General features: G+C 65.9%; 13 protein-coding genes. 2 read left to right on the top strand and 11 right to left on the bottom strand.

The window, feature by feature from the left end:
• Positions 1-2 precede the first annotated feature (2 nt).
• The 7 genes from AB3X98_RS31990 to AB3X98_RS32020 form a co-directional block, all read right to left on the bottom strand.
• Positions 3-659: a methionine ABC transporter permease gene (locus AB3X98_RS31990; protein WP_342919000.1), complete on the bottom strand. Its 657-nt coding sequence runs from the start codon at positions 657-659 to the stop codon at positions 3-5.
• Positions 652-1,767, bottom strand: coding sequence for a methionine ABC transporter ATP-binding protein (locus tag AB3X98_RS31995; protein WP_368605468.1), 1,116 nt, complete (start codon positions 1,765-1,767; stop codon positions 652-654). The genes AB3X98_RS31990 and AB3X98_RS31995 overlap by 8 nt, the downstream gene beginning before the upstream one ends.
• Before the next feature lie 33 nt (positions 1,768-1,800).
• A complete protein-coding gene (locus AB3X98_RS32000) occupies positions 1,801-2,637 on the bottom strand; it encodes a MetQ/NlpA family ABC transporter substrate-binding protein (RefSeq protein WP_069261686.1) in 837 nt (278 codons plus the stop codon).
• A gap of 202 nt (positions 2,638-2,839) precedes the next feature.
• Positions 2,840-4,417, bottom strand: a complete 1,578-nt coding sequence (locus AB3X98_RS32005) for an efflux transporter outer membrane subunit (RefSeq protein WP_368605467.1) — start codon at positions 4,415-4,417, stop codon at positions 2,840-2,842.
• Between the two features lie 14 nt (positions 4,418-4,431).
• On the bottom strand, positions 4,432-7,617 hold the full coding sequence (locus AB3X98_RS32010) for an efflux RND transporter permease subunit (RefSeq protein WP_342946757.1): 3,186 nt from the start codon (positions 7,615-7,617) through the stop codon (positions 4,432-4,434).
• Between the two features lie 103 nt (positions 7,618-7,720).
• The gene (locus AB3X98_RS32015; protein ID WP_368605466.1) at positions 7,721-8,938 is read right to left on the bottom strand and encodes an efflux RND transporter periplasmic adaptor subunit; all 1,218 of its coding nucleotides are present in this window, start codon (positions 8,936-8,938) and stop codon (positions 7,721-7,723) included.
• Positions 8,939-9,007: 69 nt separating this feature from the next.
• Positions 9,008-9,901 carry an alpha/beta hydrolase gene (locus AB3X98_RS32020; protein WP_083245001.1) on the bottom strand — a complete coding sequence of 298 codons (894 nt, stop codon included), beginning with the start codon at positions 9,899-9,901 and terminating at the stop codon, positions 9,008-9,010.
• A gap of 188 nt (positions 9,902-10,089) precedes the next feature.
• On the opposite strand from AB3X98_RS32020, the gene AB3X98_RS32025 reads away from it, so the two are divergent.
• Both AB3X98_RS32025 and AB3X98_RS32030 read left to right on the top strand, forming a co-directional pair.
• The gene (locus AB3X98_RS32025; RefSeq protein ID WP_069261683.1) at positions 10,090-11,094 is read left to right on the top strand and encodes a LysR family transcriptional regulator; all 1,005 of its coding nucleotides are present in this window, start codon (positions 10,090-10,092) and stop codon (positions 11,092-11,094) included.
• A 198-nt stretch (positions 11,095-11,292) separates the two neighbouring features.
• Complete coding sequence (locus AB3X98_RS32030; protein ID WP_368605465.1) at positions 11,293-11,565, top strand: DUF4148 domain-containing protein; 273 nt, start codon at positions 11,293-11,295, stop codon at positions 11,563-11,565.
• Positions 11,566-11,767: 202 nt separating this feature from the next.
• On the opposite strand, the gene AB3X98_RS32035 is transcribed toward AB3X98_RS32030, so the two are convergent.
• The 4 genes from AB3X98_RS32035 to AB3X98_RS32050 all read right to left on the bottom strand — a co-directional run bounded on the left by AB3X98_RS32035 (position 11,768) and on the right by AB3X98_RS32050 (position 15,659).
• Complete coding sequence (locus tag AB3X98_RS32035) at positions 11,768-12,673, bottom strand: cation diffusion facilitator family transporter (protein WP_368605464.1); 906 nt, start codon at positions 12,671-12,673, stop codon at positions 11,768-11,770.
• Positions 12,674-12,680: 7 nt separating this feature from the next.
• Complete coding sequence (selD, locus tag AB3X98_RS32040; protein ID WP_368605463.1) at positions 12,681-13,748, bottom strand: selenide, water dikinase SelD; 1,068 nt, start codon at positions 13,746-13,748, stop codon at positions 12,681-12,683.
• 97 nt (positions 13,749-13,845) lie between these two features.
• Positions 13,846-14,628, bottom strand: coding sequence for an alpha/beta fold hydrolase (locus AB3X98_RS32045; protein ID WP_368605462.1), 783 nt, complete (start codon positions 14,626-14,628; stop codon positions 13,846-13,848).
• Positions 14,625-15,659 carry a M14 family zinc carboxypeptidase gene (locus AB3X98_RS32050; protein ID WP_069261679.1) on the bottom strand — a complete coding sequence of 345 codons (1,035 nt, stop codon included), beginning with the start codon at positions 15,657-15,659 and terminating at the stop codon, positions 14,625-14,627. The genes AB3X98_RS32045 and AB3X98_RS32050 overlap by 4 nt, the downstream gene beginning before the upstream one ends.
• Positions 15,660-15,902: the final 243 nt, after the last annotated feature.

The following is a 15,902-nucleotide window of genomic DNA, read 5'->3' on the forward strand; positions in this document are numbered from 1 at the left end:
GCTCAGGTTCGCCGCAAAAGACGCCGCACCAGCGCGTCGCCCGTGAACTGCACCGCCGCGACGATCGCGATCAGCAGCACGATCACGGTGACCATGACCGTCGTGTCGAAGCGCTGATAGCCGTAGCGTATCGCGAGATCGCCGAGACCACCCGCGCCGACGGCGCCCGCCATCGCCGAAGAGCCGATCATGGCCACCACGGTGATCGTGAAGCCGCCGAGCATGCCGGGCAGCGCCTCGGGCAGCAGCACATGCCATACGATGTGGCGGCGCTGTGCGCCCATGGCCTGGGCCGCCTCGATCAAACCGCGATCGACTTCGCGCAAGCTCACTTCGGCCACGCGCGCGAAGAACGGAATGGCGGCGATGGAAAGCGGCACCACGGCGGCCCACACGCCGATGGTCGTACCCACAAGGAAGCGCGTAAGCGGCAGCAGCGCGACCAGCAGGATGATGAAAGGCGTGGAGCGGAACGCATTGACGAGCGCGCCCAGCGTGGTGTTGAGCGCGGGTCGCTCCAGAATGCCGCCGCGCGCGGTCGTGACGAGCAGCAGCGCGATCGGAATACCGATCAGGAGTGCGAATATCGCCGAAACGCCGACCATCAGCAACGTGTCGCGTATGCCTTCGAGGAGCTCGGTGATCCACACGTCAGACATAGCCCAGCACCTCCACGCGGCTCGCATGACCACGTGCCCGCTCGGCGAGCGACGCGGCCTCGGCGGCGTTCTGCACCGGCGCGGAAACGACTAGCCGCCCTTGCGCACGCCCCTGGATACGCTCGATACCGCCATGCACGAAGCGCACGCCCTGCGCGCCGAACGCCTGCGCGAGCGTGGCGAGGTCGGGCTCTTGCGCCTCGTCGCCGGTGAAGCGCACGTCGAACAGTGCGTGCGCGCCTGCTTGCGGTTCAGCGTGAATACGCGCCGCCAGATCGTCGGGCAACTCGTGGCCGGGCGTGTGCAAGAGCGCGCGCGTCGCTTCGTGCCGCGGATCGCCGAACACGCGCCACACGGGCCCCTGTTCCACCACCTCGCCGCGCTCGATCACCGCGACCGTGTCGCAAACGTCGCGGATCACCTCCATCTCGTGCGTAATGAGCACGATGGTGACGCCGAGCCGCCGGTTGATATCGCGCAGCAGCGCAAGAATGGCGCGCGTGGTTTCCGGGTCGAGCGCCGAAGTCGCCTCGTCGCAGAGCAGGATGTCGGGCTCGTGCACGAGCGCGCGTGCAATACCCACGCGCTGCTTCTGGCCGCCGGAAAGGCGCGCGGGCCACGCGTCGCGTCGTTCGCTCAAGCCGACGAGATCGAGCAGCACGTTCACGCGCGCCTCGATGTCGGCCTTCGGCACACCCGCAATTTTCAGCGGCAGTGCGATGTTGTCGTGCACGGTCTTGGCGGAAAGCAGATTGAAGTGCTGGAACACCATGCCGATGCGCCGCCGTAGCGCCACCAGGGCGCGCTCGTCGAGTCCGCCCACGTCGACGCCGTTCACTCGCACGCCGCCGCTCGTGGGCTTTTCGAGACCGTTCACGAGCCGCAGCAGCGTGGACTTGCCCGCGCCGCTGCGCCCGATGATGCCGAACACTTCGCCGCGCGCCACCTGCAAGTCGACGCCCGCGAGCGCCGCCGGCGCGCCTGGCGCGTAGGTCTTGCTCACGTTTTCGAACACCACCGCAGGCAGCGATGCATCGGCATTGCCCTGTGCCTCACCCGCCGCGGGCCCCGCCTCGATAAAGCGCGCCGCTCCGAACCATTTCATCATCGCTGCTCTCCTCGTGCGTAGATTGCGCGCGCTTTACCAGGCGACCGCGTAGAGGTTGCCGAAGGCTTTGTCGAGCTCCTTGCGCACGGCCGGCGAATGCTGGTAGATGTCGATGAACTTGCGAATGCGCGGATCGTTCACGCTCTCGGGCCGCACGACGAACTGGATCGCAAACGCCTTGTTCTCGACGCCGTCGAAGAGCAGCGCACTGTTCGGATCGGTAGTGCCCGCGAGCTTGATGAAGCTCGGGTAGCCCTGTGCGAGATCGACGTCGTCGAGCGAGCGCGCGAGTTGCGACGCTTCGAGTTGCACGATCTTGAGGTGTTTGGGATTCGAGACGATGTCGAGCGTCGTGGCGCGATAGTCCACGCCCGGCTTGAGCTTGATGAGGCCCGCGCGCTGCAGCAGCAGGAGGCCGCGGCCGCCGTTCACGGGATCGTTTGCGATCGCGACCGTCGCGCCATCCTTCAGGTCTTCGAAGCGTTTCACCTTCTTCGAATACAGGCCGATCTTCATGATCGTGCCCGGCGCGATGGCGACGAACTTGTAGCCGCCCTGCTGTTCGGCGTTTTCCAGAAACGGCTTGTGCTGGAAGTAGTTGGCGTCGATATCCTTGTTCGCCAGCGCGGCGTTGGGCGTGTTCCAGTCGGTGAATTCGATGATCTTCACGTCCACGCCCTGCGCCTTCGCCTCGCGCGCCGCTTCCTGGAGGGCGGGCGTTTGTGGCGTGGTGGCAATGCCGATTTTGAGCGTAGCGGTGTCGGCGTGCGCGTCGAGCGCCGCCGCCGCAAGCGACACGGCGATTGCCGTCAGCAGGCCGAAGCGCTGGAAAAAGGAAGGGCGCCCCACGGCGCGCACGGCACGGATCATCGCGTTCCTCGATGGAAGTTGGACTTCGTTCAGTGAGGAGCGACGCGATGAGGGCCCATCGCGTTGGCTCCAGATGGGTCCAGACGATGATAGGGGGGCGGCGGGGCCGGGTCTACGAAGCGATTGCGCAAAGGAAATCGCCGCCTGCGATATGCACAGGCGGCGAGCGTTGCGGCTAGTTATGCGGGCTGTAAGGCGCGGCTTAGCGCGCCGCGAGCGGCGCCGGCGGAGGCGGCGTACCGTCGCCGGGCTTCGCGTCGCCCCAGCCGCCGCCGAGCGCGCGGATCAGGTTGACCGTCGCCACGGCCTGCGAGCCCTGCAGATGGCTGGCCTGCAACTGCGACACGAGCACCGTCCGTTCGCTGTCGATCACGTTCAGATAGCTGACCTCGCCTTCCTCGTACTGCGTGCGCGAAAGCTGCGCCGACTGCCGCGAAGCGCTCACCGCGTCGTTCTGCTCGCGGATCTGGTCGTCGAGCAGGCGCAGGTCGGAGAGATTGTCCTCGACCTCGCGGAAGGCCACGAGCACCTGCTGGCGGTATTGCGCAACATCTTCTTCATACTTGCCGCGCGACTGGGCGAGATTCGCCTTGCGCCGGCCGCCGTCGAACAGCGGCAGCGTGAGCGCCGTACCCGCGAGCGGCCCGAGCAGGAACGCGCGGCTCGACCACATGAACAGGTCGCCGAGCGTGGCCGACTCGAAGCCCGCTGCACCCGTGATGTTGAGCTGCGGGAAGAACGCCGACTTCGCGAGCCCCACGCGTGCGTTCGCGGCCGCCATGGCGCGCTCGGCGGCGGCCACGTCGGGGCGGCGCTCCAGCAGCGTGGAGGGCAAACCCGGCGGCACCTGCACGACGACCGGTGCGAGCGGCGTTTCGGGGAACGTGAAGTCCGCGGGAGCCTTGCCGAGCAGGATCGCGAGGCTGTGCTCCGAAGCCGCGCGCTGACGCGCGACGCCCACCGCGTCGGCGCGTGCGCTCGCGAGTTCGTTGCGCGCCTGAGCCACGTCCAGCGCGCTGATGTCGCCTTCCTTGAAGCGGCGATCGACGAGCTTGAGCGCGTCTTCGCGCAGCGCCACCGTGCGACGGTACAGATCGACGTCGGAGTCGAACTGGCGCAGCTGGAAGTAGTTCTGCGCGACATCGGCCTGCAAGGCGAGCTGCACCGAGAGGAACAGGGCTTCGCTTTGCTGGGCGTCCGCCTGCGCCGCGTGAACGTTCGAACTCACACGGCCGAACAAGTCGACTTCATAGCTTGCCGTAGCCTGTGCGCGCCACAGCGTTTGAGCGGGCACATTGTAATTTTGCGGGTAATACAGCGAAGCCGGCGAGGCGCGCTGATACGTCGGGCCGAAGCCCGCATCGATCGACGGGAACCACGAGGCGCGCGCAGCCTGTGTCACGGCGCGCGCCTGCTGCACGCGCGCGGCCGCCGCCTTGAGGTCCTGGTTCGCTTCCAGCGCCTGCTGCTCGAGCTTGTCGAGTGTCGGGTCGCCGAACACCGTCCACCATTCGCCGCGATGGGTGCCGTCGGCGGGCTGCGCCGGCGTCCACGTGCCCACATCGTGCGGATTCGTGCTCTGCGTTTGCTGCGGCGCTTCCTTGTAGGCCGCGGGCACGGCGGCGTCGGGCACCTTGTAGGTCGGCTCGACCGAGCATGCCGCGAGCCAGGCAAAAAGCGCGACGCTCGCCGCGATTCGTGTGATACGCGCGAGATGCCCGCCTCCCGGCGCGGCATTCGCGCGATAGCGCAAGATCGATTCGTTAGTCATGTTGTTCATTTTCCCTTGTCGCCTTACGCGTCGACCATCGATTGCGGCTTGCGCGCATTGTCCTTCTGCGCGACGTGAATCTTGCCGCCCGCGAGTGTGCGCAGCACCACGTAGAACACCGGCGTCAGCAACAGGCCGAACGCGGTCACGCCGAGCATGCCGAAGAACACGGCCACGCCCATCGCGTGACGCATTTCCGAACCCGCGCCGCTGGAGAGCACGAGCGGCACCACGCCCATGATGAACGCGATGGACGTCATCAGGATCGGGCGCAGACGCAAGCGGCTCGCCTCGATGGCAGCGGTAAGCGGCGTGTGTCCGTCATGCTCCAGCTCGCGCGCAAACTCGACGATCAGAATCGCGTTCTTCGAAGCGAGTCCCACCAGCACCATCAGGCCGATCTGCGTGAAGATGTTGTTGTCGCCCTGCGTGAGCCACACGCCCGTTAGTGCACACAGCACGCTCATCGGCACGATCAGGATCACCGCGAGCGGCAGTGTCAGGCTCTCATAGAGCGCCGCCAGCACGAGGAACACGAGCAGCACGCTGATCGGGAACACCCAGATGCCCGCATTGCCCGCCAGCACCTGCTGGTAGGTGAGGTCGGTCCATTCGAACTTCACGCCGCGCGGCAGCACTTCAGCCGCAATGCGTTCCGCCGCCGCCTGTGCCTGGCCCGACGAATAACCGGGCGCCGGGCCGCCGTTGATGTCGGCAGCGGTGTAGCCGTTGTAGCGCACCACCATCTCGGGGCCGTACGTGGGCGTCACCGTGACGAGCGACGAGAGCGGCACCATCTCGCCCGCGGCGTTGCGCGTCTTCAGTTGCAGAATGTCGTCGGCGCGCTGGCGGAACGGCGCATCGGCCTGCACGCGCACCTGATACACGCGTCCGAAGCGGTTGAAGTCGTTCACGTAGAGCGAACCCAGATAGATCTGCATCGTGTCGAAGACGTCGGTGACCGGCACGCCGAGCTGCTTCGCCTTCGTGCGGTCGAGATCGACGTTCAGCTGCGGTACGTTGATCTGATAGTTCGTGAACGTCGGGCCCAGCTCCGGCGTTTGCGCCGCGCGCTTGACGAAGTCCTGGGTCGCGCGGTTGAGCGCCTCGTAGCCGAGCGCACCATGGTCCTCCAGCTGCAACTTGAAGCCGCCCAGCGTACCGAGGCCGAGCACCGGCGGCGGCGGGAACACGGCGATGAACGAATCCTTGATGCTGGCGTACTGCTGGTTCAGCGCACCCGCAATCGCACCGGCCGACAGCGCCTTGCCCTTGCGTTCCTTGAACGGCTTGAGCGTGACGAACACAATGCCCGCGCTCGAACTATTCGTGAAGCCGTTCACCGACAGGCCGGGGAACGCCACGGCGCTTTCCACGCCGGGCTGCTTGAGCGCAATGGCGCTCATGTCGCGAATCACGTTCTCGGTGCGGTCGAGCGCGGCGCCGTTGGGCAATTGCGCGAACGCGATCAGATACTCCTTGTCCTGCGCGGGCACGAAGCCGCCCGGCACGATACGCGCCATCAGCACCGTGGCGGCGATCAGCACCACGTAGACCGCGAGCATCGCGCCCTTGTGGCGCAGCACGCCGTTCACGCCGCGCCCATAGCTTTCCGAGCCGCGATGAAACACCCGGTTGAAGCGGCGGAAAAAGCCGCCCAGCACGAGGTTCATGCCACGCGTGAGCCAGTCTTCCTTCTCGCCGTGACCACGCAGCAGCAGCGCCGAAAGCGCGGGCGAAAGGGTGAGCGAGTTGAACGCCGAGATCACCGTGGAAATCGCGATGGTCATGGCGAACTGCTTGTAGAACTGGCCCGTGAGACCACTCATGAACGCGAGCGGCACGAACACGGCCACGAGCGTGAGCGCAATGGCGATGATCGGCCCGCTCACCTCCTGCATGGCCTTGTAGGTCGCATCGCGCGCGGATAACCCACTAGCGATATTGCGCTCCACGTTTTCGACGACCACGATCGCGTCGTCAACCACGATGCCGATGGCGAGCACCATCCCGAACAGCGATAGCGCGTTGATCGAGAACCCAAACGCAAGCAGCAAGGAGAACGTCCCGACGATCGACACTGGCACTGCGATCAACGGAATGATCGAGGCACGCCACGTTTGCAGGAACACGATCACCACGATCACCACGAGCGCGATCGCTTCGAGCAGCGTATGCACGACGGCTTCGATACTGGAGCGCACGAACTGCGTGGGGTCGTAGACAATCTTGTAATCCACGCCCGCGGGCATGTCCTGCTTGAGCTCCTTCATCGCCGCGCGCACCTGGTCCGAAATCGCGAGCGAGTTCGCCCCCGGCGCCTGGTTGATGGCGAGCGCTACGGCAGGCTTGTTGTCGAGCAGCGAACGCAGGCCATATTCGGAGGCCGCCAGTTCGATACGCGCGATATCGCGCAGGTACGTCACGCCGCCATCGGGATTCGTCTTGACGATGATGTTGCCGAACTCGCTTTCCGTGCGCAGACGGCCCTGGGCATTCACGTTGAGCTGGAACGGCGTGCCAGGCACGCTAGGCGAGGCGCCGATCACGCCGGCCGCCACCTGCACGTTCTGCTCGCGAATCGCGTTGACCACGTCGTTCGCGGTGAGATTGCGCTGTGCCACCTTCTGCGGATCGAGCCAGATGCGCATGGCGTAGTCGCCCGAGCCCCACAGCTGCACCTCGCCCACGCCCTGGATGTTCGAGAGTCGGTCCTTCACGTTGAGCAGCGCGTAGTTGCGCAGGTACGTCATGTCGTACCGGTTGTCCGGCGAGATCAGGTGCACCACCATCGTGAGCGTGGGCGAGCTCTTGATGGTCGTGATGCCGAGGCGCTGCACGTCTTCCGGCAGGCGCGGCAGCGCCTGGTTCACGCGGTTCTGCACGAGCTGCGTGGCCTTGTCCGGGTCGGTGCCGAGGCGAAACGTGACCGTGAGCGTGAGATTGCCGTCGCTATTGGCCTGCGACTGCATGTACAGCATGTTCTCGACGCCGTTGATCTGCTCTTCGAGCGGCGCGGCGACGGCCTCGGCGATCACCTTCGGGTTCGCACCCGGATACTGCGCGTGGACCACCACCGAAGGCGGCACGACCTCGGGATACTCGGAGATCGGCAACTGGAACAGCGCGATCACGCCGGCCAGCAGGATCAGCACGGACAGCACGCCCGCGAAGATCGGCCGGTCGATGAAGAATTTCGATATGTTCATGGGTTGCTCTTGTTCATGACGCTCAATTTGACGCGAAGCTTCCTGCTTAGTCATCCTGACGGAAGCACAGGCGCAGGCCGCGATCGCCTACGCCCGCCGCTCGTCAGGACGTTTTCGCTGCCTTGGCGCCGGGGTTCGCTGCCGCGCTGGACGAATCGGCGTCGGGGTCGCCATTCATCGGCACCATGTGCGAGCGCACGGCTTCACCGGGGCGCACGCGCTGCGTGCCGTTCACCACCACGTGGTCGCCCGCCTTCAGGCCGCCCAGAATTACGCGCAGGTTGCCCTGCTGGCCGCCCGTTTGCACCGTGCGGTAGGCGATCTTGCCGCTGTTATCGACGACGTAAACAAACTTCTTGTCCTGGTCGGTGCCGATGGCGGCGTCGTCCACGAGCAGCGCCGGGTGCGGGGCGCTGCCGCTCACCTTGATGCGTGCGTAAAGCCCCGGCACCAGCGCGCCGTCGGCGTTGTCGAAGCGCGCGCGCACGCGGATGGTGCCCGACGTGGTGTCGAGACGGTTGTCCACCGACTCGATCGTGCCCGTGCGCGAATAGCCCGATTCGTTCGCCAGACCCAGTTCCACCGGCACCTTCGAGCCGTTCTTCATGTGGCTGATGTAGTCGAGATAGGTCTGCTCGTCGGCGTCGAATTCGGCGTAGATGGGCGAAACGGAAACGAGCGTCGTGAGCGGCGCGGCGCTTGCCCCTGCCGATACGACGTTGCCCACCGTGATCTCGGCGCGCGACACACGTCCGGCAACCGGCGCGACGATGCGCGTGTAACCCAGGTTGATCTGCGCGGCTTCGAGCGCGGCCTGCGCGGCCTTGAGATTCGCGTTCGCTTCGCGCGAGGCGTTCTGCTTCTCGTCGTAATCGCGCTTGGCGATGGCGTTATCGCCAATCAGACGCTGAGCGCGCTCCCAGTCGCTTTGCGCGTAGCCCGTGCGCGCCTGCGCGGCGGCAAGTTGCGCAGCGGCCTGATCGACGGCCGCCTGGTACGGGCGCGGGTCGATCACGAACAGGGTCTCGCCCTGCTTCACGAGCGCGCCGTCACGGAAGTTCACGGAGACGATCGTGCCGGATACCTGCGGACGTATCTCCACTTTCTCGACGGCGGCCATGCGGCCCGAGTAGGTCTGCCAGTCGGTGATCGTGCGATTGAGCACGGGTGCGACGTCGACCTCGGGTGCGGGCGGCGCTTCAGCGGCAACGGCAGGGTGCGAGTCGAGGCGGATGGCACCGAGGGTGCCGAGGCCCGCGACCACCAGCACGCCAATGACCGCTAGCGCGATACGGGTTCGGGATTGCGAAAAAAGTGACATGTCGGACTCCAGAAATAATGGTTGATTGTTCTTCACTGGTTCGGCAGCACCGCCGCAAGGGTGCTTCGTCTATGACGCCCCCGCGTCGAAGCAACATTGGAAAAACCGTACGGCTTCGCTGAGCGCGGCCGGATGCGCCGCGAGATTCGCGTGCGAGACGCTCGGGTAGCGCACCACCTGGGTGCGCACGCCCGCGTCGATCAGGCGGCTCGCGTACTTCTCCGCTTCGATGTGCAGCACGTCGTTCTGTGCGGTCACGATGAGCGTGGGCGGCAAGCCGCCAAGACGCAGCGATTCGAGCGGCGCCGCGTACGGATGCATGCGCTGCGTCGCATCGGGCAGATACGCGCGATAACACGCCGCGCATTCGCTTGCGGTGATATCGGAGCCCAGGCGCGCCTCGTCGCCAAGACGCGTGAGGCTCGGATCGAGCATCGGCGCAAACAATGCCTGCGCCGCGAGTTTCACGTCGCCGCGATCGCGGCCCATGAAGGCGAGCACGTTGGCGATCTGGCCGCCCGCGTCGTGGCCCGCCGCGATCACGCGCTTCGGGTTGCCGCCGAACGCGCGGGCCCGCGTAAGCGCCCACAGCGCCGCGCGATGCGCATCTTCGGGGGCGGCGGGAAACGGGTGCCTGGGCGCGAGCGAATACCCGACGCTCACCACGAGCGCTGGTAAGCGTTCTGCGAGAAACCGCCCCACCGCATCCGCTTCCTCGATGGACCCGCGCACAAAGCCGCCGCCGTGGAAATACAGCAACACCGGCAGACCATTCGCGGCTTCGGGACGGTACAGCCGCAGCGGAATCTGCTGGGCGTAGCCTTCGATTGCCACGTCGGTCGTGAGCACCGCGCGCACCTTGCCAGGCTTGGCGGACGCGGTAGCAGGCAAGGCCGCGGGCACTTCGGCCAGCGGCGCTTCCTCCGCGGAGGTCCAAGACGTTGGGCGTTTAAAGACATCCATGTCAAATCGGCGCAATGCGCGAGAGTAGATTCGAATGAGGCGAATTGTGGGTTCGGCAGACTTGCAAATAAATGCCTATAATCCGGCAACACAATTCGGCGCACCTGAACAATCTGTCTCCTCTTTCTGCGCGGGCGTTAGTCTCGAACGCCGCGCGCCGTGCGACCGAAGCTTTTTGGAGAGTGGCAATGGACCGCCTTCAGGCCATGCAGGTGTTCACCCGCGTCGTCGATACCAACAGCTTCACGCGTGCTGCCGAAACGCTCGACATGCCGCGCGCGTCGGTCACGACGATCATTCAGAATCTCGAAGCGTTTCTCGGCGTGCGCCTCATGCACCGCACCACGCGCCGTCTGTCGCTCACGCCCGATGGCGCCGCGTACTACGAGCGCTGCGTGCGCATTCTCGCGGACGTCGAGGAAACGGAAACCACATTCCAGGATCGCAACCGCAAACCGCACGGCAAGCTGCGCATCGACATGCCCGGCTCGATCGGGCGGCTCATCGTGATTCCGTCGCTGTGCGAATTCCACGGGCGCTATCCGGACATCGACCTGCAACTCGGGCTATCCGATCGCCCCGTGGACTTGCTGCAGGAAGGCGTGGACTGCGTGGTGCGCGTGGGTGCGCTGCAGGATTCGTCGCTGGTCGCGCGGCGCATCGGCATTTTCGAAGGCGTGTCGTGCGCGGCGCCGTCGTATCTGGAGCGCCACGGCATGCCGCAGACGCTCGAAGAACTGGCCGAACATCGCGCCGTGAATTACTTCTCGTCGCGTACGGGGCGCGTGATGGACTGGGCGTTTCTCGTCGACGGCAAGGAAGTGGAGGTCAAGCTCAAGAGCATGGTCTCGGTAAACGACGCGGACGCTTATGTGACCTGCGGCATCGAAGGCTTCGGCCTGATCCAGGGGCCGCGCTACATGGTGCTGCCGCACCTGAAGTCGGGTGCGCTCGTCGAGGTCCTGCCCGATTACAAGCCGCTGCCCATGCCGATTTCGGCCGTCTATCCGCACAGCCGCCATCTGTCACCCAAAGTGCGTGTGTTCGTGGACTGGATCGCCGAAGTGTTCGACCGCTGCCCGCTGCTGAGCGGCCGCGCCTCGCTCGACAAGGCCTGCACGATGCGCACGCTCGAAGAGCGCGAAAACGCGCCAGCGCTCGAAACGCCTGTCATTTCGGAATGGGCCGCATAAGCTCAGCGGCGTAACGCCGTCGCGCTGCGTCAACCCTCGAAGCCGCGCCCGCAGAGGCTTTCGCGGGCGCGGCGCAGCGATTGTTCCGGATTTTCGACAATTGCTTTCGCGTTCCGGCCGTTTATCGCAAACGGCTGCGCAACTACATTTGCTCCTGTCGCCGCGACCCACGTGGCACCAGTACAAAAGGAGCAGATCATGAAACGCACTCTCGCAACTGCCATTGGCGCCACGCTCGTCCTCTCGCTCGCCGCAAGCGCCTCGGTCTTCGCCCAGGACAACAGCGCGCCGAAAACCCGCGCTGAAGTGAAGGCGGAAATTGCCGCCGCGTATCGCGACGGCACGCTGCCCTCGCTTAACAAGACGAGCTATCCCGAGCAAAGCCTGATCGGCCGCACGCAAGCGCAACGCATCGCGCTGCAGGAAAGCCGCGCGAACCACGCCCAGCGCGTCGCGCAGGCGGGCGAATAAGCCCGCAAGACGCACCGGCATTTCGATTGCAAGACAAAAAACGTAGGAGTCCAACATGAATCCGACCGTACCTTCCGAACTCGAGCAGTGGGACAACACCACGCCCGTGTGGACGCCGTTTCGGCACTGAAATGTAAAGCGCGCGTGAAGATGTGACTCGTGTGCAAGGGCCCGGCGGTTTTGCAACCGCCGGGCCCTTGCATTACCGGTTCACGAAATCCGGCTCGAAAAACACCCAGCGCACAAGAGGAAAGCGCGCCTGCAGGTCGGCTTCGATCTCGTTGATCGCCTCGACCATGGTGCGGCTGTGGTCGTACTCGAGCATTTCGCACTGCACCGCCACCATCACCTCCTTGCCCCATTGCAGGGTAATGAGGCTGATGATGCTTTGAATTTCGGGCCGCGCGCGCAGGAACGATTCGATATCGCGCCGCATTTCCGGGCCGGCCGATTCGCCGACGATCATCGACTTCACTTCACGCGCGATGAACCACGCAATCAGCATGAGCAAAATGCCCACGCCGATCGAGCCGCACGCATCCCATACCGGATTGCCCGTGATGACCGTGAGCAGCACGGCGGCGAACGCAATGGCGAGACCCGCCAGCGCCGCGATGTCTTCACCCGCCACGACGAGCAGGTCGGAATCGCGCGTTTCGCGCGCCCAGCGCCACAGCGATTTCGTGGGCGCGCCCTTGCGAATTTCACGCATCGCGCCATAAAGCGAAAACGCTTCGAGCACCACGGAAATGCCGAGCACGACGAGCGCCACATAGACGAATCGCAACGGCTCGCGCGCGATCAGCCGATGCACGCCCTCGTAGACCGAGAACGCGCCGCCCACGAAAAACAGCAGCAGCGCCACGAGCAGCGAATAGAAGTTGATCGCGCGGCCCGTGCCCATGGGATGCAGCGGCGTGGGCGGCTCGCGCGACTGGCGCAGGCCGAACAGCAAAAGCAGTTGATTGCCGCAGTCGGCCGTGGAGTGAATCGCCTCCGCGAACATCGATCCCGAGCCCGTGAACGCCGCGGCAGCGTACTTGCAGACCGCTATGCCGAAGTTCGCAGCGAGCGCGTAGAAGATGGCTTTAGGCGATTCTCCGCTCATACGGCCCTCACGCGACGTCCACGCGCGCCGGGCCTTCGCTCAGTTCGCCGATCACACGGGCGTCGCCAAAGCCTTCCGCGCGGAAGATCGCCAGCAGGTCGTCCACGCTTTCCGGCGCGCAGGCCACGAGCAGGCCGCCCGAGGTTTGCGGGTCGGTGAGCAGCGTGCGCGCGCTTTCGGGCAGGCTGGGCGCGAGCGTGACGGCGTCGCCGTACGAGGCCCAGTTGCGGCCCGAGGCGCCCGTGTACACGCCGTCGTCGACGAACTTCTGCACGCCCGGCAGCCACGGCAGCTCGGCGTAGTGCACGCGCGCGGTGAGATTCGCGCCACGCGCGATTTCGAGCGTGTGGCCGAGCAGGCCGAAGCCCGTTACGTCGGTCATGGCGTGCACGCCCGGCAGTTCCGCGAGCGTTGCGCCCGGCTTGTTGAGCAGGGTCGCGGCGGCGACCATCGCCTTGTAGCCCGCGTCGCCGAGCATTTCCTTCTTGAGCGCGGCGGAAAGTACGCCCACGCCGAGCGGCTTGCCGAGCACGAGGACGTCGCCGGCTTTTGCCGATGCGTTGCGCTTCACGCGCGAGGGATGCACGACGCCGAGCGCCGCGAGGCCGTAAATGGGCTCCACGGAGTCGATCGAATGGCCGCCCGCCACGGGAATGCCCGCCGCCGCGCACACATCCTCGCCTCCGCGCAGCACCTGCGCGATCACATCGTGCGGCAGCACGTTGATCGGCATACCCACGAGTGCCAGCGCGAGGATCGGCTTGCCGCCCATGGCGTAGACGTCCGAAAGCGCATTGGTCGCGGCGATGCGGCCGAAGTCGTACGGATCGTCGACGATCGGCATGAAAAAGTCCGTCGTCGCGACGATGGCCTGCTCGTCGTTGAGCTTGTAGACGGCGGCGTCGTCGGCGGTCTCGGTGCCGACCAGCAGGTTCGGAAACGCGGTGGTGAGCGGGGTGCTGCGGGCGAGCAGCGCAGAAAGCACGCCCGGCGCGATCTTGCAGCCGCAGCCGCCGCCGTGCGAAAGGCTCGTGAGGCGCGGCACGGCGGCGCCAATGGCGGGTTTGTCGTTCATGTCTGGAAATCGTCCTGAAAGTGCCGGATGAGTTTTCGTATTATGGGGCAATCGCCGGACTGGCGATGCGGGCGGCGCGCACGCGCCGCGGCACCGCTCAGCCGCGCCCGGCGGCCTGGCCCGCCGCGTTCCCGGCGACGTCGCCCGCGTGGAGCGTATCGACGAGCCATTGCGGATCGTCGTGCGGCAGATCGTGCCCCGCCCAGGGATGCGCCACGTGCGGCGCGCCCCAGGCCCGCGCGAGCCGCGCGGAGCAAACGGGGTTCACAAGCCGGTCGCCGCGCGACGACACCACCAGCACCGCGCAGCGCGGCACGGCGCGCGCCTTGAAGCGTGCGGCGGCGGCGAGCTGGCGCAGCGCGTTCGCGCGGCTCACTTGGGCGCTTGCGCGGATCGCGCGCCACGTTTCGAGGTCGGCAGCGAGCGTGTCGCGGCGCGCACAGGTGAGCCCGTGGATCAGCGTCTCGGCAATGCCGCCGGTGTCGCCGCCATCCCAATGCTGCGCCACGCGCACGAGTGCGGCCCACGCCGACGGCCGCAAGCGCTCGTCTACGCGGCTGAACGGCCGCATGCTCGTGTTCACGAGCACGAGCCGCCCAATTTCGTCGGGGTAGCGCAGCGCCCACGCCGTCGCCACCATGCCGCCCAGCGACATCGCCAGCACGCGGTATGGCGGGCGCGCCCCGTACCGCAGCGCCTGGGCGCGCAGCGTGTCCACGTAGTCGTCCACCGCGAGCGGCGAGCGTTCGTGCACCGCCGTGCCGTTGCCCGGCAGGTCGATGGGCAGCACGCCGTCACGGGCCGCAAGCAGCGTGGCGAACGCGCCCCAGTGGCGCGATTCGCGCGTGAGGCCGCGCAGCAGGATCCACGGTTCGCTCATGTGCCCGGCTTGCGATACCAGTGCCCGATCGCGCTTTTCAGCACCTCATCGCGGATCACACCCTCGGGCAGCCAGCGCTGCGAGGAATACGCGGCGCGCGTGAGGAACTCGAACAGATTCGCGTGGCGCCGCAACACACGCGCGGTGCGATGCTGCAAGAGCGGATTGAACATGCCCTGGCGCGAAAAGATCTGACGCGGGTTCTTCTTGATCCACAACCACGAGCCCAATTCGAGCGTGAGCGGCAGGAAGATGTTGCTGTCGGGCGCCCGATCGTATGCGCAATCCCACAAGTCGCCGTGCAGCAAATACTGGTGACTCTGCGGCTCGAAGGTGTAGCCGTGATGCGGATGCGCGCGCTCGAACATCGTCTTGAGTACGTACATTTCGGGCAGATGGCGGATGAGACGGCGCGTACGTGCGTATGGAAACCAGATGCTGTCGGTCCAGCCGTAACCGGAATGGCAGTCGAGCGCGAAGGAAAGCGGGCGCCGCGTGAGTTCTTCGTCGACGATCTTCAGGAGCGCCTGCGCCTCGATCTCCATGGCCGCGCCGCGCCGCCCCCGATACCACGGCAGCCACGAGCCGACGCGCTGGCCGCCCGCAAGAAAGGGCACGCGCTCGTCGGCGTCCTGCGGCGCGTTGCGCATGAGGTCGACGCCGTTCGGATTTGCACGCGTGGCGAGCCACATGCCGCCGGGATTGAGAATCGGCGCGAAGACGATGCGCACGGACTCGAGTTGGCGCAGGAGCAGTTCGTCCCAGGCAAGACGCCCCACGAGCGCGCGCATGTAGTCGAGCACGAGCTGCGAGCCAATGCGCTCGAGCCCATGGATGCCCCCGAAAAAACCAATGCCGGGCGCGGCCGGATCGCGCGAGCCGATGGCCGCCACGTAGAGAGGAAACGTGCGGCCGCGCACCTCGACTTCGCCCTCGCTGCGAATGTCGAGCCAGCGTGCGCCGGCATCGAGGATCATCTTGAGATCCTCGTATTCCTCGAAGCTATCGGGTAGGAAGCTCAGTGCCTGCATATGGCGCCGGGTTTCGTCGCTTGTTTGGATGGGGCCGCCTAGGTGGGGCCGCCCAGGTCGCGCCGCCGCGTGCGGCCGCTTTGTCTACAACTGCCTTCCGAGTGCCACCTCTGTCGACAATGAGTCAGCAATAAGTCAGGAAAACCAGGGACAGCACGTACGTTGCCCACCAATATAGCCGCTTCCCATGATATTGAGCATGACAGATGTTTGGCGTCATGTGGCTGTCACATCTCTCGCGAT

Source organism: Paraburkholderia sp. BR14312 (assembly GCF_040948675.1).
Taxonomy (GTDB): domain Bacteria; phylum Pseudomonadota; class Gammaproteobacteria; order Burkholderiales; family Burkholderiaceae; genus Paraburkholderia; species Paraburkholderia nodosa_A.

What these genes read in the sequence shown, in the direction of transcription:
- AB3X98_RS31990 (WP_342919000.1), bottom strand. Translation starts at nt 659, where the DNA reads ATGTCTGACGTGTGGATCACCGAGCTCCTCGAAGGCATACGCGACACG.
- AB3X98_RS32020 (WP_083245001.1), bottom strand. Translation starts at nt 9,901, where the DNA reads ATGGATGTCTTTAAACGCCCAACGTCTTGGACCTCCGCGGAGGAAGCG.
- AB3X98_RS32045 (WP_368605462.1), bottom strand. Translation starts at nt 14,628, where the DNA reads ATGAGCGAACCGTGGATCCTGCTGCGCGGCCTCACGCGCGAATCGCGC.
- AB3X98_RS32050 (WP_069261679.1), bottom strand. Translation starts at nt 15,659, where the DNA reads ATGCAGGCACTGAGCTTCCTACCCGATAGCTTCGAGGAATACGAGGAT.
- AB3X98_RS32035 (WP_368605464.1), bottom strand. Translation starts at nt 12,673, where the DNA reads ATGAGCGGAGAATCGCCTAAAGCCATCTTCTACGCGCTCGCTGCGAAC.
- AB3X98_RS32010 (WP_342946757.1), bottom strand. Translation starts at nt 7,617, where the DNA reads ATGAACATATCGAAATTCTTCATCGACCGGCCGATCTTCGCGGGCGTG.
- AB3X98_RS32030 (WP_368605465.1), top strand. Translation starts at nt 11,293, where the DNA reads ATGAAACGCACTCTCGCAACTGCCATTGGCGCCACGCTCGTCCTCTCG.
- AB3X98_RS32005 (WP_368605467.1), bottom strand. Translation starts at nt 4,417, where the DNA reads ATGAACAACATGACTAACGAATCGATCTTGCGCTATCGCGCGAATGCC.
- AB3X98_RS32015 (WP_368605466.1), bottom strand. Translation starts at nt 8,938, where the DNA reads ATGTCACTTTTTTCGCAATCCCGAACCCGTATCGCGCTAGCGGTCATT.
- AB3X98_RS32000 (WP_069261686.1), bottom strand. Translation starts at nt 2,637, where the DNA reads ATGATCCGTGCCGTGCGCGCCGTGGGGCGCCCTTCCTTTTTCCAGCGC.
- AB3X98_RS32025 (WP_069261683.1), top strand. Translation starts at nt 10,090, where the DNA reads ATGGACCGCCTTCAGGCCATGCAGGTGTTCACCCGCGTCGTCGATACC.
- AB3X98_RS31995 (WP_368605468.1), bottom strand. Translation starts at nt 1,767, where the DNA reads ATGATGAAATGGTTCGGAGCGGCGCGCTTTATCGAGGCGGGGCCCGCG.
- selD (WP_368605463.1), bottom strand. Translation starts at nt 13,748, where the DNA reads ATGAACGACAAACCCGCCATTGGCGCCGCCGTGCCGCGCCTCACGAGC.